General features: G+C 70.9%; 16 protein-coding genes. 10 read left to right on the plus strand and 6 right to left on the minus strand.

What is annotated here, in order from left to right:
• Positions 1-4: 4 nt before the first annotated feature.
• The 10 genes from F4561_RS18400 to F4561_RS18445 all read left to right on the plus strand — a co-directional run bounded on the left by F4561_RS18400 (position 5) and on the right by F4561_RS18445 (position 10,442).
• The gene (locus F4561_RS18400) at positions 5-2,029 is read left to right on the plus strand and encodes an AAA family ATPase (RefSeq protein ID WP_184580642.1); all 2,025 of its coding nucleotides are present in this window, start codon (positions 5-7) and stop codon (positions 2,027-2,029) included.
• On the plus strand, positions 2,022-3,326 hold the full coding sequence (locus F4561_RS18405; RefSeq protein ID WP_184580643.1) for a hypothetical protein: 1,305 nt from the start codon (positions 2,022-2,024) through the stop codon (positions 3,324-3,326). Before F4561_RS18400 ends, F4561_RS18405 begins: the two co-directional genes overlap by 8 nt.
• A gap of 43 nt (positions 3,327-3,369) precedes the next feature.
• Positions 3,370-3,795: a hypothetical protein gene (locus F4561_RS18410; RefSeq protein ID WP_184580644.1), complete on the plus strand. Its 426-nt coding sequence runs from the start codon at positions 3,370-3,372 to the stop codon at positions 3,793-3,795.
• Positions 3,785-4,456 carry a hypothetical protein gene (locus F4561_RS18415; protein WP_184580645.1) on the plus strand — a complete coding sequence of 224 codons (672 nt, stop codon included), beginning with the start codon at positions 3,785-3,787 and terminating at the stop codon, positions 4,454-4,456. The genes F4561_RS18410 and F4561_RS18415 overlap by 11 nt, the downstream gene beginning before the upstream one ends.
• The gene (locus F4561_RS18420) at positions 4,453-7,056 is read left to right on the plus strand and encodes an Hsp70 family protein (protein WP_184580646.1); all 2,604 of its coding nucleotides are present in this window, start codon (positions 4,453-4,455) and stop codon (positions 7,054-7,056) included. The genes F4561_RS18415 and F4561_RS18420 overlap by 4 nt, the downstream gene beginning before the upstream one ends.
• Positions 7,057-7,058: 2 nt before the next feature.
• On the plus strand, positions 7,059-7,337 hold the full coding sequence (locus tag F4561_RS18425) for a hypothetical protein (RefSeq protein ID WP_184580647.1): 279 nt from the start codon (positions 7,059-7,061) through the stop codon (positions 7,335-7,337).
• Between the two features lie 196 nt (positions 7,338-7,533).
• The gene (locus F4561_RS18430) at positions 7,534-8,271 is read left to right on the plus strand and encodes a helix-turn-helix domain-containing protein (protein WP_184580648.1); all 738 of its coding nucleotides are present in this window, start codon (positions 7,534-7,536) and stop codon (positions 8,269-8,271) included.
• 109 nt (positions 8,272-8,380) lie between these two features.
• Positions 8,381-9,262: an alpha/beta hydrolase gene (locus F4561_RS18435; RefSeq protein ID WP_184580649.1), complete on the plus strand. Its 882-nt coding sequence runs from the start codon at positions 8,381-8,383 to the stop codon at positions 9,260-9,262.
• Positions 9,259-9,732, plus strand: a complete 474-nt coding sequence (locus F4561_RS18440; RefSeq protein WP_221445536.1) for a nuclear transport factor 2 family protein — start codon at positions 9,259-9,261, stop codon at positions 9,730-9,732. Before F4561_RS18435 ends, F4561_RS18440 begins: the two co-directional genes overlap by 4 nt.
• Positions 9,729-10,442 (plus strand): SDR family oxidoreductase, encoded by a 714-nt coding sequence (locus F4561_RS18445; protein ID WP_184580650.1) that lies wholly within the window; start codon positions 9,729-9,731, stop codon positions 10,440-10,442. Before F4561_RS18440 ends, F4561_RS18445 begins: the two co-directional genes overlap by 4 nt.
• Positions 10,443-10,545: 103 nt before the next feature.
• On the opposite strand, the gene F4561_RS18450 is transcribed toward F4561_RS18445, so the two are convergent.
• From F4561_RS18450 to F4561_RS18475, 6 genes are all read right to left on the minus strand, one after another.
• Entirely contained in the window at positions 10,546-11,289 is a 744-nt protein-coding gene (locus F4561_RS18450; RefSeq protein WP_184580651.1) for an ABC transporter permease, read from the minus strand.
• Positions 11,286-12,191: an ABC transporter ATP-binding protein gene (locus F4561_RS18455; protein WP_184580652.1), complete on the minus strand. Its 906-nt coding sequence runs from the start codon at positions 12,189-12,191 to the stop codon at positions 11,286-11,288. Before F4561_RS18455 ends, F4561_RS18450 begins: the two co-directional genes overlap by 4 nt.
• Positions 12,188-12,535: a transcriptional regulator gene (locus F4561_RS18460; RefSeq protein ID WP_184580653.1), complete on the minus strand. Its 348-nt coding sequence runs from the start codon at positions 12,533-12,535 to the stop codon at positions 12,188-12,190. The genes F4561_RS18455 and F4561_RS18460 overlap by 4 nt, the downstream gene beginning before the upstream one ends.
• A 30-nt stretch (positions 12,536-12,565) precedes the next feature.
• Positions 12,566-13,219, minus strand: a complete 654-nt coding sequence (locus F4561_RS18465) for a hypothetical protein (RefSeq protein WP_184580654.1) — start codon at positions 13,217-13,219, stop codon at positions 12,566-12,568.
• A 146-nt stretch (positions 13,220-13,365) separates the two neighbouring features.
• Entirely contained in the window at positions 13,366-14,367 is a 1,002-nt protein-coding gene (locus F4561_RS18470; protein WP_184580655.1) for a bile acid:sodium symporter family protein, read from the minus strand.
• Between the two features lie 68 nt (positions 14,368-14,435).
• Positions 14,436-15,809, minus strand: coding sequence for an FAD-binding oxidoreductase (locus tag F4561_RS18475; protein WP_184580656.1), 1,374 nt, complete (start codon positions 15,807-15,809; stop codon positions 14,436-14,438).
• Positions 15,810-15,831 lie beyond the last annotated feature (22 nt).

Below are 15,831 nucleotides of genomic sequence, written 5' to 3' on the forward strand. Positions count from 1 at the left end.
ACAGGTGACGGCAGAGCTCGGCAACATCCTCGGCGTACCGGAGCAGTGCTTCGACCCGGACCTGCTGGCCGCCACACGCCGGTTCGACGCGGCCGCGGAGGCCGCCATCGCCACCCGCGACGCGGCCGTGAGCCCGGTCCACGTGCTCATCGCCCTAGCCCGGATCGACGGCGGTCTGACCTCGTCACTCTTCGCGCATGCCCGGATCCCCATCAACGCGCTCACCGACGCGCTGGCCTCCGACAACGCCAACCTGCACCGCGAGCTCACCGGAACGAGCCTGACCAGCGACACGGCGAGCGCGGTGACCCAGACCGTGTTCAAACGGCTGCAACTCGACCACCCCGAGGGAGTGGCCGTCCTCGACGAGCGCCGCGTGCTGCACGGGGTGCTCACCGCTCTCGACGAGCGCGCCTGCGACCTGCTGGTCCGTTACGGCCGCGTCGACCTCGACGAGTGGCGCAGCGAGGCCGCGACCGCCCCTCCCGAACCGATCGACCCGTTCCGCGACGGGGACCGTGTCGACCCGGCCGCCTTCAGCCCGGGAGCGCGCGACGTGCTCGACCTCATGCGCAGTGAGGCCGCGGGCCTGGGGCTGGAGCGCTACAGCACCGCGCTGCTGCTGCACGCGATGGTGACGGCCCCCGGCGACCTGGTGGAGCAAGCGTGCCAGTTCTTCCGCTACGACCTGGATGCGCTGCGCACGCAGACCCTGCTCCTCGTGCGCGGCTCCGGGACCGCGGCACCGCGGGCGGCCCCGGCCACGGACACGTGCGATGATCCGCTGCGCGCCGTGCTACGCAAGGCGGCGCGGCTCTCCGCGCTGCGCAGATCCACCGCGGTATCCGAGCGCGACCTGCTGGCGGCGCTTGTCGCCTCCCCCCACGGGTTGGCCGCCGGGTTCTTCCGCGACACCGGAGTGGACACGGACCGCCTGCTGGGCTACGCCGACGAGTACTACGCCGAACGGGCCCGCCAACCCGAGGCCCCCGCGGCGCCGCCGCTGGCCGAGGCGATGGATTGGTTCCGCGGCAGGCTCATCGGTCAGCACACCACGATCGAGCGCCTCGCCCCGCACATCGAGCGGATCAAGCGCTCCTTCGCGCGCGACTTCCCGCCCGAGGACCGGCCCCGCGGTGCCTTCCTGTTCTGCGGCCCCAGCGGCACCGGCAAGACGATAACGGCGCGCCTGCTGGCCAAGGTGGTGTACGGGGCCGAGGCCGACGTGATGACCTTCGAGATGGGCCAGTTCAACACGCGCGAGGCGATCAACTTCTTCGTGGGCGCCCCGCCCGGATACGTCGGCTTCGGCCAGGGCCGGCTCACCAACGCGCTACGCGACAACCCCCGCCGGGTGTTCCTGTTCGACGAGGTTGAGAAGGCCGACAACCGCGTGCTCGACGCGCTCCTGCGCCTCCTCGACGAAGGCAAGATCGGCGACCCGGCGGGCCCGGTCCGCGAGGCGCACGACACCGTCATCGTCGTCACCTCCAACCTGGGCACCACCCAGTTCGCCGAGCTGGGGCGCACCCAGGGCGCCCCGGAGGCCGCCACTCCCGCCAGCCAGGTCGACCAGCTACTCGCCTCCCTCTTGGGGACGCAGGAGCCCGAGGCGAACTCGGGACAAGTGGGGCCGCCCCACGGGATCGGCACGGAGCTGCGGCACACGCTGCAGGAGTTCTTCCGCCCCGAGTTCCTCAACCGGCTCGACGAGGTGCTGCTGTTCGCCGCGCTCGGACCCACCGAGCTGCGCGACATCGCCGTCGTGGAGCTGCGGCGGTTGGGCGACCGGGTCCGCGACCGCCTCGGCGTGGAGCTGGACTGGCGCGACGGCGCGGCCGAGCACATCGGTGCGGCGGCGTGGCGTTCTCGACCGGAGCAGGCTGCCCGCGGGGTGCGCAGGTGCGTCGACGACCTCGTGCCCGTGGTGTTGCGCCTGCTGGATGAGGCGGAGGAGGCGGGACGCCGGGTGCGCAGAGTACGGGTCAGCGTCGAAGGGCAGCGATTGGCGGTGACGGCGGATGACTGAGACGGGACACGCGGTGGCCCAACTGCGGGCGCTGGCCGGCGAGCTGGAGGCGCACGTGCGGCGCAACCAGTCAACCGACCAGTTGGCCTACGCCCAGCTCCTCGTGGACGGCGAGCGGCACCCCTGGACGCTCGCCGCGCAGCGGACCTGGGAGAAGGGCGGCGGTGCCTGGCGGGACCACCACCGGGCCATCTCCTACCACGCCCGCGCCTACGACCTGGAGCAGCAGGGCAAGGCGGCGGAGGCGCATAAGCACTGGCTCGGGGCACTGCGGTGCTGGGCCCGCCTCGCGGACAGCGACGACTTCTGGGAGCGGATGCGCGCGCACCTGGCCGAGGCCATGGGCGCGGAGCCACCCGGGGAACTCGTGGAGTCGGTGCGTGCCCGACTACCGCGCGACCTGCTGGAGCCGAACCTGACGCGGGCCGTGGAACTGCGCGCGAGCCAGCCGGAGCAGGCCCGCATGCACATGACCGCGGTGCGCGAGTCCGGGCTTTCCCCCGAGGCCGTCGCCAAGGTGCGGCGGGAGTTCGCCGAGGAGATCACGAAGGAGGCGGTGCGAGACGCCCAAGCGGGCCGGTACGACGCGGGGGTGAGCGCCATCGAGGCGTCCCTCACCGCCGATCCGACCAATCCCCGCCTCGTTGAGGTGCTGCTGTACGTGGTGCGCCAGACCGTGCCGGCCGTCAGCGCCGAGAAGGGATGGGCGCACCTGAGCGGTTTCCTGGACCGGATCGAGCGCCTGGTGCAGCCCTACATCGAGGAGACGGGTTCCGGCACGCAATCGGCCGCCGCACCAGAGATCGTCCGGGAGCTCGCCCGGTTCGAGTTCTTCCGCGGTGTGCAGCGGCGCGCCCTGATGATGGACACCCAGGAGAATCCCGCAACCGCGGTCGGCCATGCCGGGGCGGCGGTCACCCACCTGAAGCGGGCGCTGGCGCATGACCCGGACCTGACCGATGACGGTGCCTTCCACGAGGCGCAACTGCTGCTCACCCAGCAGTCCATCTACGCGGCGTACTTCACGCAGCTTACGCACCGCGGCGACACGGCCGTGCGCGCGTTCCTGAGCCCGGCGCTGCGCGCGCTCGGCACCCGTCCCAATCCCGAGGAGGGGCAGCCGGAGCTGGCTCCGCTGGTCATCGCGCATATGAGCGCGCCACACCGCAGCGAGGTGCGCCGGGGCCAAGCCGTGGCCGCCCACCTCCTCAACCATCCCGACACACCCCAGCAGAAGCGGGGGATGCTGAGCGAAACCCGCTCCCTGCTCTCCCTCCGCGAGGGAACCCTCCGATGAACCTGACGGTCACCTGTTCCATTTCCACCAGCTAAGGAGTGCAATGGCCGATAACCCATGGGCGTGGCAGGAAGGGCGCAACCCGTACCGGGCGACGCCGTTCCAGGTCCTGGATCTCGACCCCGACACCGCCGGCAGAGCAGCCATCAACGCGCACGTTCGCCGGCGCCGCCAGCGCGTGTCCCGCGCACCCGAGCGCTACCCGCTGTTCGGGGAGCACCTGAGACTGGCGGACGTCAACGAAGCCGCCGAGCAGATTCAGGATCCCCGCGGCCGGTTGCTCGCCGAGCTGCGCACGCACCGTCCTGAACTGGGCGATGACTCCGCACACTTCGCCGAGCGGATCGCCGGGCTGGAACCGCCCGAATCCCCCAGGTCCCCGATCACGGTGCACGCGAAACGCCTCGCCCAGCTCGCCCCGCCCCCCGTACCGCGCTCATTCACCCGGTTGTGGCCCCATGGGGAATAAGAACAAGAATCGGCGCCTCCGCCAAAACTTCACCCCGGACAGGGAACGGCCGCCGCTGCTGGACGGTGAACCCGAAGCTCCCTCCGTTGTCGTGCATCGGCTGCTCAAGTCGGCGAAACGGGACCAGGCGAACGCGGTCAACGCCGTTCGTGACGAGGCCCGCCAGCAGGTGGAGCGGCAGCGCGACCGGCACGTCGGACTGGCCTGGGAGGTCGCCACGACCCTGCACGAGCTGCGCGGGCTGCTTGAGCGCCACGACGCGCCAATGCGCGAGGCGGGGCTGGACACGGCGACCGAGACGCTCACGGCTCTGCACCGCAGACTGGCCAAGGTCCTGCAGAGCACGGGGGTGCGGATGATCGACCCGGTGGGCGAGCCCTACCCCGCCGTAGCCGACCACACCGACGTCAAGGGCCGCCCCGGCGACACCGACGACCGGAACCTGGTCGTGGCCCAGACGATCAGCCCCGGCCTGCTGCTGGACGACGGCGAACTGCTCCGCCCGGCCGAGGTGTTCCTGGAGCCCGCGACCGCGCCGGAGGAAACGGCCGGGGAACTCGCCGAGGAAGCAGCGAACGAGCCGGCGCCGGAGCAGACGGCAGCGGCGGGGAGCATCGCGAAGGCAGCGCACGAAGAAGAGGAAGAGGAAGATACGCCGTGAGCATTGTGGCCGGAATCGACCTGGGGACAACCAATAGCTGCATCGCGGTGCCCGCGAACGCCGACATCCCCGGCAAACAGCGGCTGATCGAGGAGCGCTGGCTGCGCGAGGTGGGGGATGCGCTGGTCATCACCAACCCGGACAAATCCCCGACGACCCCGTCGGCGGTGTGGGTCGGCCCGGACGGCACGGTCGAGGTGGGACTGCGCGCCAAGAACAAGGCCCGCGTCGCCACCGCCGAGACGGACACCAAGCCGGCGATGTTCTTCAAGCGCGACATGGGCACCGACCAGTTGTTCACCGCGGGGCACGCCACGCTCACTCCGGTCGAGGCGTCCGCGGAGATCCTGCGCCACCTGAAGGCACGGGCCGAGGAGGTCCTCGGGGTACCGGTCGAGCGCGCGATCATCACTGTTCCCGCGTTCTTCGAGGTGACCGCGAAGAACGAGACAACCGAGGCGGGCCGCAAGGCGGGACTGGAGGTCGTGGAGACCCTCATCGAACCTGTGGCGGCAGCACTCGCCTACAGCCGCATGAGCAGCAGCGAAGCCCTGGAGAACCAGCAGACGTTCCTCGTCTACGACCTGGGAGGCGGCACGTTCGACACCTCCGTGGTGACGTGGGACCCCGAGGTCGGGTTCGAAAACCGCTCCTTCCACGGCGACCGCTACCTCGGCGGCTACGACTTCGACCGGGCGATCGTGTCGTGGCTCGCGCGTCGGCTGCCGCACCACGACCTGGACCTCGACCCTGACGTGCCCGCGGACGCGCGGATCCTCTCCCAACTACTCAGCACCGCCGAACAGACCAAGCACGAGCTCACCCAGTTCACCGAGACCGACATCGTCAACCAGCACCTCGCGGACCGCACCGGCGAACCGATGAGCATCCACGAGCCGATCAGCCGCGCGGACTTCGAGGCGCTGATCGAGTCGGCCGTCAAGGACACCGTCAGCCACTGCGACCAGACACTGGAGCAGGCCCGCATCACCAAGGACCAGCTCAACGAGATCGTGATGGTCGGCGGGTCCTCCCGCATGCCGGTGGTTGGCCAGGTGCTCAGCGACCACTTCGGGCGGTCCGCGCGGATCCTCAACCCGGACCTGTGCGTCGCCGTCGGCGCCGCGCTGAAGGCCGCCACGGTCGCCAGGCGGAGCGGGTACCTGGAGCTCGACCATCCCGAGCCCATGCCGGGAGCCACCGACATTGGCGGACGGGTCATGGCGGGCGGGAGGCTCGCCGCCCCCAGCACGGCGAAGGTCGTGCTGACCTCCGACGACGGCGCGTTGAGCCGAACCGAGAGTCCTGATGACAGCGGCCGGTTCCTGTTCGAGGACGTACCGCTGCAGGACGCCGACGAGAACGGCTTCACCGTGCAGGTGATCGCCGATGGTGCGGAGATCGACGCCCAGCAGTTCAGTGTCGAGCCCGGCTCGGAGGCCGTGCCCCCGCCATCCGGGGATGTCCTCGCCCACGACTTCTCGGTTGAGCTGGTGGACGGACTGCACACCGTCGTGGAGGTGGGCACGATGCTGCCCTACCGCACCCAGTTCCGGCTGGAGACCGCCAGCCGCGGAGCCGAGCTCCGGGTCCGCCTGTTCGAGGGCATGGTGCCGGTCGGTGAGGTCGACGTCGAGAACCTGCCGCCGGACCTGCCGGTCGGCACCGCCGTGGAGGTGACCCTGGAGTTCGAGCTCGGCTGGACCATCCAGGCCGAGGCCCGGATCCCCAAGGCCGACGCGGCGGGGCAGGCGACGATCAGAATCCCGCAACGCCAGGTGCCCTCGTGGGAGGAGCTGCGGCGCAAGCGCCACGAGCTGCGGACCGGCTGGGAGGAGCGCCGCTCCGCGGCGGCGCCAGCGGACGTGCTGCGGGTCGGGGCCCAGGTGGACCGGCAGCTCGACGAGATCGACACGTTGATCGACGAGGGGCAGGACCGAACCAAGACCCACCACAAGGTCGTCGAGGCCGAGACGCTCCTGCAAGGCGTCCCGGTCGCCAGCTCCGGCGTGGGGGCACTGAGTCCCCCATTGGAGGAGTTCGAGGATCTGCTTCGCGACACGGAGCAGCTTGTGGACCGCCTGGCCCAGTACGACGCCGCCGAGGCCGAGCGCCACCGCGCCGCGATCCCGGGAATGCGCTCCAGCGGGCGGGCCGCCTACGAGTCGGGCGACCAGTTGGCCTGGCAACGGGCCGTCGATGCGGCGCGGTCCCGTGGAGCGGCGATATACCAGAAGCTTCCGCAGGACGCGAAGCCCCGCGCCTCGGCCGCCGACCTCCAAGGGCTCCTGCTGCAGGAGATCCAGCAGATCGCCGAGACGATCTCCGACGCCGACTCCAGGACCGGCGGCCAGCACCGCGCGGCGGCGGAAGGCCACATCAGCGAGGCGCAGTCGATCGTCAACGAGGTCCTGGCCGTCGACATGCGCGACGACCAGCGCGCCACCCAGCAGCTCGCGGGGATCTACCGCGCCAGCGTCGCGCCGCTTCGGGCGCGTGTCGAGCAGTGGCTCGACGAGGTCCGAACGGTCGTCGCGGCACGGGAGAGCGGCGGCGGCATCGGCCTGACCCTGCCGAAGAGCTCGATGGGAGGACGCTAGCGATGCGGGTGCCGACAGTCTGCCCGCTGTGCAAGCACCGGATGGGCGAGCCCCAGCCGCGCTGCCCGGACTGCCGCGGCGACCTTGGCCCCCTGGTCCAGGTGATCGACGCGGCGAACCGCAAGTTCAACGAGGGGGTGCGCTGGGCGCGCAAGGAACGCTGGCGCTTGGCGGCCGAGGCGTTCAGCGCCGCGCTGGCCCTCAACCCCGGTGACGAGGAGGCGAAGGAACTCCTGGACATGGTCCGCAACAACAACGACCGCGGGCACAAGGTCGGGTGATCCCTACGTTCCCAGGACGCGCACGACGGGTTCATGCGTGCCGAGCCGGCCGCTCCGAGGCCGGACCGCGTGCGGAGTATTAGGCTGCGTGGTGGCCAGTTCCACGGATCGGATTTCGACGCCGACGGGCTCGGTGCGCCAGTGGCCCGGAATGCGCTCGGAGTACACCCGGGCACCGCCTCGCGCGGGCAGCACGGTGACGAAACCGCAACAGGTCGGGGTCTCCTTCGCCGAGAACAGCCGGGTCGAGCTCACGCGCTGCGGCCGGTCCACGGCCGTGGACATCCAGCCGGGCGACGTGTTCGCGAACGGATGGCAAGAGCTGTACTGGTCGCGGGTCACCCGGATGGACGAGGCCCTGGAGATCTACCCGGACCCCGCCGTGCTCCGCGCGGCCGCGGGAAGGTCCAGTGCCGTGGAGATCGAACCGCTGACGGCGGCGCGGGACGCCGTGGTGCTCGCGATCGCCGCGCGGCTCAAACGCGCCCACGTGCACGACACCTGTCTTGACGGCGTGTACGCCAGTTCCCTGGCCCACCGCCTGGCCGAGCACCTGGTCACCTACTACTGCGGCATCCGTCCCGACCGCGGGCGGCCCCGCGGAGGCCTGGACCGGGCGCGGCTTCGCCGGGTCACCGAGGTCGTCGACGCCCGCGTGGACGAGCCGCTGACGATCAGCGATCTCGCCGCGGCGGCGCACCTGAGCCCTTTCCACTTCGCGCGCTCTTTCAAGGAATCGACCGGGATGGCCCCGCACGAGTTCGTGACAACGCGGCGGATGGAGCGCGCCAAAGCGCTGCTGATGCGCGGCGGGCTCAGCGCACCGGAGGTGGCCTACCGCATGGGGTTCTCCAATCTGCGGCACTTCCGACAGATGCTGTACCGCTGCACCGGGTTCATGCCCGGGGAACTGCGCGCCGGAGCATCGGAATAGCCGAAAGACAGCAAGATCGGACCCCTCCCGAACGGACGGGCCGGCATAAGCTCTCCCGCGACAGATAAGCACAGAAAGGCCAGAAATGTCGCAATCGAGCTTTCCGATCATGGTCCATGGCGGCCGTGTGCCTCTGGCCGGCCGGGTGTACCGCCAGGAGGGCGACCTGACCGTGCGCCAACCCGCGATCCTGGTGGCCGGGTCCTGGCTCACCGTCAAGGAGCAGATGGCCCACGTGTACGCCGAACGCCTCGCGGAGCGCGGCTACACGGCCATCACCTTCGACTTCGCGGGGTTCGGCCAAAGCGGGGGCGAACCGCGCCAGGCGGAGATGCCGAGTCGCAAAATCGCCGACATCGACGCCGTCGCGCGGTTCGCCGCGACCCTGTCCTTCGTCGCCCCCGAGCGGATCGGCTATCTGGGAGTCTGCGCGAGCGCGCAGTACGGCCTGGCCGCCATCGCCCGGGGAGCGCCGATCGCTGCCTTCGCCAGTGTCGCCGGGTGGTTCCACGACACCGCTTCCGTCGCGCCGTTCTATGGCGGCACCGAGGGCGTGGGCAGACGGCTGGAGCGCGCCGGCGCCGCCCTCGACACGTACTTCGCGACCGGAGACGTCACCATGGTGCCCGCCTACGAGCCGGGCAACGAGCGTGCCGGGATGCACGTGCCGCTGGACTACTACGCTGATCCCGCTCGCGGCGCCATTCCGGAGTGGACCAACGAGATGGCGGAGATGAGCTGGACATCCTGGCTTTGCTTCGACGGCCTGGCCAGCGCCGACCGGGCGGCGGCACCGTCGCTGTTCCTGCACTCCGAGGGCTGCGTGTTTCCCGAGAACGTCGAGACCGTGCGCGGCGCCCTTGCCGGGCCCGGCAAGACAGTGTGGGAGCAAGGAGAGCAGACCGACTTCTACGACCAGCCGCACCACGTCGCGCTCGCCGTCGACGCGGCCGACGAGCACTTCCGACTGACCATTGGGGACGAGCTGTGAGCGGCGGCGGGGCGGCGGAGTCCGTCACCCGGCTGTTGTCGGCCGTGGACCGCCTGGACTGGGACGGCGTTCGCTCCCTGCTCGACTCCACCGTGCGGTTGGACTACACCTCGCTCTTCGGCGGCGAGGTGGAGACCGTGGAGCGGGAAGAGGTCATCGCGCGGTGGCGGTCGCTGCTGCCGGGGTTCGACGCCACCCAGCACCTCACCGGTCCGGTAACGGCCGACGTGCGGGACGGTCACGCGGACTGCCGCACCGCGGTGCGCGCTTATCACCACCTCATCGGGGAGGAGGGCCGCGGGACTTGGATGACCGCGGGTTTTTACCACATCAGCGCGCGCCGGGAGGCCGCGGCGTGGCGGATCTCGGCGATCACTCTGGAGGCGCTCTATGAGGAAGGGGACCGTGCTTTGACGCAGCAGGCCGCCCGACGTGTGGAGCTCGCCTCCGGAGGACGGGTCCGCGCGTGACCGCGGCAGCGCAATACGATGCGGTGGCCGTGGTCACCGGGGCGAACCGCGGCATCGGGCGGGAAGTCTGCCGCCAGCTCGCCGAGCGCGGGTACCGGGTGGTGCTCACCGCCCGGGACCCCGGCAAAGGGCGCGCGGCCGCGGCCGCCCTGACAGAGGCGGGCGCTCGCGCGGAGTCCTACCAGCTCGATGTCACGAGCGACACCGAAGCCGCGGAGCTGGCCACGCACCTCAAGCGGCGGCACGGGAAGCTGGATGTGCTGGTGAACAACGCAGCCATCAGCTACGACACCTGGCAGCGTGCCGCCGGTGCCGACCTCGGCACCGTGCGGGAGGCCGCCGAGACCAACCTCTACGGGCCGTGGCGGTTGGCGATGGCCCTACTGCCCCTACTCCGCGCCAGCCCGCACCCGCGGATCGTCAATGTCTCAAGCGAGGGTGGTTCGCTGGCGGGCATGGGCGGCGGCACCCCCGCCTACAGTGTCACCAAAGCCGGGCTGAACGCCTTGACCCGCGTGCTCGCCGCCGAGCTGCGCCAGGAAGGAATCCTGGTCAACGCCGTGTGTCCCGGCTGGGTCGCCACGGACATGGGTGGGCACGGCGGGCGGCCGGTTCGCGAGGGCGCGGCCAGCGCCGTGTGGGCGGCCACTCTGCCCGACGACGGTCCGACCGGCGGCTTCTTCCGCGACGGCCGACCCGTGCCCTGGTAACCCAACCGCCCCACCCGCCCTGGGCGATGGCAGACGGAACGGCCCCGCGGTGCGGTACCACGGTGCCGCACTCGGGGCATTCGAAGATCCGGAGATCCCGGTCTCACCGGAAGCGCCTGCCCTCGTCCCGGCGGTAGGCCCATACGGCCAGCACCATGGTGAGCGCTGTCCAGCCGCACAACGCGGCGATGGCCACCACCGACACCGGGGACTCGACCACCGCCCATACTCCGAGTTCGCGGGCCGCCCGAGTCGGCAGAACCCGCGAGACGGTGTCCAGCCAGCCGGGGAATGTCTCCGGTGGCAGGAACAGCCCGCCCGCGAAGGCCATCGGGAACATCACCGCCTGCGCCGTCGGCAGGGCACCCTTGACGGACATGCTGTAGCCGATGGCGAACCCGCCGAACAGGAACGGCAGTGAGCTGAACATGATCACCGGGATGGCCAGCCCGAGCGCGCTCGGCGGGAGGGTGGCCTCGGTCAGCAGCGGCGCCACGAGCACCACCGGAGTGACCGCCAACAGGATGTAGGCGAACCCGTTGAGCACGCGTCCGGCCATGCGCGGCAACGGGCCGGCCGGCAGGGTGCGCAGGTAGGGATCCCAGGCGCGGGCGCGCTCCTCGGCCACGCCCACTCCGAAGTTCAGCAGGCAGGAGTTCATCACGGCGAACACGGTGATCTGCGCGGTGGCGACGGTCGCCCCCGCGGGGTCGTCGGCGATCGCGCTGTTGGGGACCACGAAGAACAGCATCAGGACGGTGGGGAAGGCCACGTTGAAGCCGAGCGCGATGGGAACCCGCGCGGTCTCCACGAAGAGCAGGCGGGCGTGCTGGACGGCCAGCGTCATCGGGGAACCTCCGCGGGGTGGGCGGACGGCGCGGGCTCGGACTCGATCCGCAGGAACGCGTCTTCCAGGCTCGGCCGGTGGATCTCCAGGCGGCTGAAGGCGGTACCGCTGGCGACGAGGTCGCGGATGATCTGGTCGGTGTCCTCGGTGTAGAGGAGGTGGCGGTCGCCGTCCCGCTCGTGCCGCAGGACCCCCGCCAGCTCCGGCCCCTCGGTGGCGTGGAAGCTTATGGCCTGCCGTGAGGTGGCCGCGGTGACGTCCTCGGGGGTGCCATCAGCCACTACCCGGCCCTGGTTGAGGACCACGATCCGCTCGGAGAGCGCCTCCATCTCCTCCATGTAGTGGCTGGTCAGCAGGATGGTTCCGCCCTGACCGGTGTAGGTGCGGATGCCGTCCCACACGGATCGGCGCGCGGAGACGTCGAGGCCGGTGGTGGGTTCGTCGAGCAGGACGAGCCGCGGCTGCCCGAGGAAGGCGAGGCTGACGGCGAGGCGGCGCTGCTGGCCGCCGGAGAGGCTGCCGGTCTGCCGGCGCTCCAGGCCGGTCAGGCCGAACCGCTCCAGTAGCTCACCGGCGGGTAGCGGCGCGGGGTAGTGGCGCGACACGAAGTCGACGACCTCGCGTACCCGCAGGGTCTCGGGTAGGCCGGTCTGCTGCGGTGTCAGCCCCAGCCCTTTTCGGCGGCCGGCCTCCTGCGGCGAGCCGCCGAGTAGCTCGACCTGCCCTGACGTGGGGCGGCGCAGTCCGCAGACCAGGTTGATCAACGTGGACTTGCCGGCGCCGTTCGGACCGAGCAGCCCCAGGACGAGGCCGGGATCGATGTCCAGACTCACGTGGTCGAGCGCCACGGTCGCTCCGTAGCTGCGGGACACGTCCAGCAGCCGGGCTACGGGAGCGGTCATTGCGCTCCCTCGGACGGCTTGTCGGCAGCGGCGGTGTCCGGGGCGCTCGCGCTGAGCAGTGCCTGCACCGATCGGACGTACTCCTCCAGGGCGCGGCGTCCCTCGCTGGTGAGGGAGAAGTAGGTGACCGGGCTGCGGCGCTCGTGGGTCTTGACGCTCTCCACGTAGTTCGCGTCCTCCAGTTTGCGGATGTGCACGGAAAGGTTGCCGGATGTCATGGCGAGGATCTCCCGCAGCCGGGAGAAGGCGAGCTGGTCACCGGGCGGCAGTGCTTGCAGGGTGACCATTACCCGCAGGCGGCCCTGCGCGTGGATGACGGGGTTGAGCTCCGGAAGCGGGTTCATGGCGGTGCCTCGTGCCTCGGACAGACCCGGTTAGGACCGGGCGGCGTGGTCGGTTCGGCGAAGGGCGAGGAAGACCGCGGCGGTCAGGAAACCGCCGCCGCCCGCGAGTGCCAGCACGAGGTAGGCGTGGGGCATACCCACGAGGAGGGCGACGGCATCGGCGCCGAGGATCCAGCCGCCCAGCCCGAAGCGCAGCCGCTGCCGCTCCCAGGCCGCCGAGACCATGTAGACAAGTCCGATGACCAGCAGCGAGAGACTGGCGAGGCTGAGCGCGACCACGGGTTCCGGTGCTCCCCCGCGGTAGAGGCGCCACACGGTGAGCAGCACGAGGCAGAACCCGGCCAGGAAGGCCCAGCCGACCCGCGCGCCGGCCAGCGCGGAGCGGCCGCGAAGCCCGCGGTGGACCCGGATGTCGTCCCGCGTCGTGACGGTGAGCGCGACCACGATCGCCAGGAACATCCCGACCCCGGCGATGGCGGGCGGAACAGCGGTGAGCACCGTGCGCTGGAGGTAGAGGAGGCCGTAGCCGAGCAGGAACGCGGCACCCCACACGCCGTACAGGAGCCGCCAGGCCGGCGCCAGTTCGTTCATGGTCACGTCGCGCTGGCGCTCGATGAGCGCCCGCGACTCGTCCGGGTCGAACGGCGCGTCCTCGACCGAGCGCCCGTTGTCCTCCGCCGTCATCACGCCGTCTCCCCGATCATTTGGTTCAAAGCGTCAAGTTGTTTGTAACACAAACCACTCGACAAAACAAAGCCGGTAGGTCCTCCGCTGTCCGTTCGGACAGCGGAGGACCTACCGGCTTCCGCGCCACACAGCGAACGGCCCCCTCACGACGCCCGCGGCGGCAGGTCTCCCCCCGGCTCGGCCGCGGGCGCGGCGGTGGTGGTGGCCGGGAACTCGTCCTGCGGCGGGCGGCTGCCCCAGAAGGTGGACAGCAGCGGGCCGGAGATGTTGGCCCAGACGGCGGCGATCGCGCCGGGCAGCGCCGCGGCGGGACCGAAGTGGGCGGTGGCCAGGGTGGATGCCAGCCCCGAGTTCTGGATCCCGATCTCGAAGGAGATCGACCGGCGCTGCGCCTCCGACATCCCCATCAGTTTCGCCACGCCGTAGCCGATGGCAAGGCCGATCAGGTTGTGCACCATGACGGCGGCTATGACCAGCAGGCCCCCCGCCAGCAGGGTCTCGACGCTGGCACCGACCACGCCGGAGCAGATCACGACCACCGCGACCACCGACACCATGGGCACCACCGGGGTGGCGCGCTCGATGACCCGGGGCATGAGCGCCCGCAGGACCAGGCCGGCCAGCACGGGAAGCAGCACCACCTGTGCGATGGACAGCACCATCGCTCCGGTGTCCACGGGCAGCAGGTGCCCCCCGTAGAACAGCACGAGGAACGGCGTTACCAGGATCGCGGCGATCGTGGAGATCGAGGTCATCGCGACCGACACAGCGACGTCGCCGCGGGCGAGATAGGCCACCACGTTGGACGCCGTGCCTCCGGGCACGCTTCCCAGCAGGATCAGGCCGAGCGCTACCTCCGCCGGAAGCCCCAGCAGCGTCGCCACGCCCCAGGCCAACGCCGGCATCACGACGAACTGCGTGACCACGCCGGTGAGCAGCGGAATCGGGCGACGCGCGACCACCGTGAAGTCAGCGAACCGGAGCGTGAGCCCCATCCCGAGCATCACGACGGCCAGCAGCGGCACGGTGTAGCCGGCCAGCGGGGCGAACACGTCGGGAAACAGGACGGCCAGCCCGCTGAACACGATGATCCACACCGCGAAGGTGCGACTGGCGAAGGTGGCGATGGTCTGGAGGATGTGCATACGGTGTTCTCTCTCAGCCCGAACCGGGCGGGTCGGATGGAGCGCGCTGTGCCGCGGCGGCGCCGCGGTCAGGCAGCCGGCAGGACCTTGCCGGGGTTGAGGATGTCGTGCGGATCCAACGCGGTCTTCACGGCGCGCTGGAGGTCCAGAACGGGCTCGGACTGCTCCTGGCGCAGCCCATCGCGCTTGAGCAGACCGACGCCGTGCTCGCCGGTGACGGTGCCGCCCAGGCCGATCGCGTCGGCGATGATGTCGTGGAACGCGGCCTGCGCGCGGCGGCGGGCTTCGTCGTCCCCCGGCGGGGTGATCAGTAGCGGGTGCAGGTTGCCGTCGCCCGCGTGGGCGATGTTCGCGATCGTGATGTCGTGGCGGACCGCCGCGGCCTCGATCCGCGCCAGCATGTCGGGCACTGCCGCCTTGGGTACGCACACGTCCTCGGTGAGCAACGGACCGAGCCGTTCCAGCGCCGGATACGCCAGCCGGCGCGCCAGGAACAGCGCGTCGGCCTCCTCCTGGTCGGTGGACCGCGCCACCCAGGTCGCACCGGACTTCTCGAAGCAGGCCAGCATCGCGTCCGCCTCGTGCTCTCCGGCCTGGCCCGGCAGGTCGGTGCGGCCCAGCAACACCACGTCGCCGTCCACCGAAAGCCCCATGTTCTTCCACTCGTCGACGGCGGCCAGGCAGTGCCGGTCGACCAGCTCCAGGGCGGAGGGGGTGAGCCCGGCCGCCGCCACCGCGGCGACGGCGTGGCCGGCGTCCACCACAGAAGCGAACGAGCCGACGATGGTGTGCTCCGGCTCCCGCTTCGGCCGCAGCCGCACAGTCACCTCGGTGATCACGCCCAGCGTGCCTTCCGACCCGACCATCAGGCCGGCGAGATCGTAGCCCGCGACGCCTTTCGCGGTGCGCCGGCCCAGCCGCACGAGCTCTCCCGTGCCCGTGACGATCTGCATCCCGAGCACGTAATCGCGGGTCACGCCGTACTTCACGCAGCACAGGCCCCCGGCGTTGGTGGCGACGTTCCCCCCGATCGTCGACCAGGCCGCGCTCGCCGGATCCGGCGGGTACCACAGGCCGTGCTCCGCGCACGCCGCGCGGAGGTCGTCGTTGACGACCCCCGGCTCCACAACCGCGAGTCCCTCCAGTGCGTCGATCTCGTGGATCGCGGTCATCAGCTCGGTGGACAGCACCACGCCATCGTCGACCGAGTTCGCGCCGCCGGACAGTCCGGTGCCGGCGCCCCGCGTGACCAGGGGGACGCCGTGCCGGAGGCAGGCGCGCACTACCGTGCGCACTTCCTCTGCCGTGTGCGGACGCACCACCAGCCGCGGCGTGCCGTACTGCGCCCACTCCGCCTCGTCGTGGGTGTAGCTCGCGGCGATGTCGGGGTCCACCACGAGCCGGTCGCCAGGAAGCTCCCGCCGCAGGTCATCGGTCAGCATTCGCGATCACGTATCCGCACAT

Source organism: Lipingzhangella halophila (assembly GCF_014203805.1).
Classification (GTDB): Bacteria; Actinomycetota; Actinomycetes; order Streptosporangiales; family Streptosporangiaceae; genus Lipingzhangella; species Lipingzhangella halophila.

Excerpts from the sequence above, each read along its gene's own strand:
- F4561_RS18405 (WP_184580643.1), top strand. The coding sequence starts at position 2,022 with ATGACTGAGACGGGACACGCGGTGGCCCAACTGCGGGCGCTGGCCGGC.
- F4561_RS18410 (WP_184580644.1), top strand. The coding sequence starts at position 3,370 with ATGGCCGATAACCCATGGGCGTGGCAGGAAGGGCGCAACCCGTACCGG.
- F4561_RS18415 (WP_184580645.1), top strand. The coding sequence starts at position 3,785 with ATGGGGAATAAGAACAAGAATCGGCGCCTCCGCCAAAACTTCACCCCG.
- F4561_RS18425 (WP_184580647.1), top strand. The coding sequence starts at position 7,059 with ATGCGGGTGCCGACAGTCTGCCCGCTGTGCAAGCACCGGATGGGCGAG.
- F4561_RS18435 (WP_184580649.1), top strand. The coding sequence starts at position 8,381 with ATGGTCCATGGCGGCCGTGTGCCTCTGGCCGGCCGGGTGTACCGCCAG.
- F4561_RS18450 (WP_184580651.1), bottom strand. The coding sequence starts at position 11,289 with ATGACGCTGGCCGTCCAGCACGCCCGCCTGCTCTTCGTGGAGACCGCG.
- F4561_RS18455 (WP_184580652.1), bottom strand. The coding sequence starts at position 12,191 with ATGACCGCTCCCGTAGCCCGGCTGCTGGACGTGTCCCGCAGCTACGGA.
- F4561_RS18460 (WP_184580653.1), bottom strand. The coding sequence starts at position 12,535 with ATGAACCCGCTTCCGGAGCTCAACCCCGTCATCCACGCGCAGGGCCGC.
- F4561_RS18465 (WP_184580654.1), bottom strand. The coding sequence starts at position 13,219 with ATGACGGCGGAGGACAACGGGCGCTCGGTCGAGGACGCGCCGTTCGAC.
- F4561_RS18470 (WP_184580655.1), bottom strand. The coding sequence starts at position 14,367 with ATGCACATCCTCCAGACCATCGCCACCTTCGCCAGTCGCACCTTCGCG.
- F4561_RS18475 (WP_184580656.1), bottom strand. The coding sequence starts at position 15,809 with ATGCTGACCGATGACCTGCGGCGGGAGCTTCCTGGCGACCGGCTCGTG.